This window comes from Companilactobacillus paralimentarius DSM 13238 = JCM 10415, from assembly GCF_001434985.1.
In the GTDB taxonomy this organism is placed as follows: domain Bacteria; phylum Bacillota; class Bacilli; order Lactobacillales; family Lactobacillaceae; genus Companilactobacillus; species Companilactobacillus paralimentarius.
Genome location: NZ_AZES01000027.1, coordinates 1 through 959 on the forward strand (window position 1 = coordinate 1; position 959 = coordinate 959).

1 protein-coding gene is annotated in these 959 nt (G+C 47.3%); it reads right to left on the reverse strand.

Going from position 1 to position 959, the window contains the following annotated elements; all coding sequences use genetic code 11:
- On the reverse strand, nucleotides 1-907 hold a 907-nt coding region (locus tag FD33_RS03310; RefSeq protein WP_056955756.1), incomplete at its 3' end, for an IS30 family transposase.
- Nucleotides 908-959: the final 52 nt, after the last annotated feature.

Consider the following 959-nt stretch of genomic DNA (forward strand, 5'->3'; position numbering starts at 1 on the left):
CAAAGAAGACTTGGAGTGGCGTTTTCCACCCTAAACATTTCCGGGGACGCCAGTTTAAGTACTTTGAGATCATAGTCAGCTCTTCGTCCGTAACGCTCTCAATTGGCTGGTTCTTTGGAATGTGTAGCCGAATCTCGCGGTTCAACCGTTCGTTGGTTCCGCGTTCATGTGGCGCATACGGGTGGGCAAAATAATGGGCAATTCCGCAGGCTTCAATTTCCTTGAAGCCTGCGAATTCCTTACCGTGATCACTGGTGATTGACTTGACCAAGCCGCGCAACTCCTCGTTAAGCTCTAGGATTGCCTTAGTCATAGCTTTACTATCACGTCCCGGTAAACGACGAATAATCATTAGTCGGGACTTACGATCAGTAAAGGTAGCTAGGACCTCGCCCCTGGTTTTTCCTGATAGGATGGTATCGACTTCAAAATGACCAATCTCTTGACGCAGGTTAGCCTCGTCCGGGCGTTGGTTGATAAACTTCGCCCCACGTGTGTACTGACCACGACCGTCGTGGCTCTTTCGGTACCGCACACCGTGGTCTGGAAGGACCTCGCGTTTGATGTCCAACCAGCCCTTGTCCAGCCAGTTATAGAGGGTTTTGAATGGCATTTGGAGAATATGCGCGATGACTTCAAAACTCCACCGCTGTTCGAGAATGATCCCACGGACGAATTCTCTTAAATTCTCTGTTAGAAGAGTTTTCCGCCCCCGGTGAGTTAGCTTCTTTTCGCAGTCTTCCTGAGCTTGATCAGCGTCATAGTATCCCTTAGGACAGCGCTTTAGTTCATAGTTGATGGTTGAAGGAACTACACCAACTTCTTCAGCAATTTGTTTTTGTGAGTAACCAACCTTAAGCAGCGTTTGGATGACAGTTCTATCCGATAATGTTAAAATGTGACTCATGGGTAATGGACTCCTATTGTTTATAGTTTTGTCACTTAAAACAATACCGGGT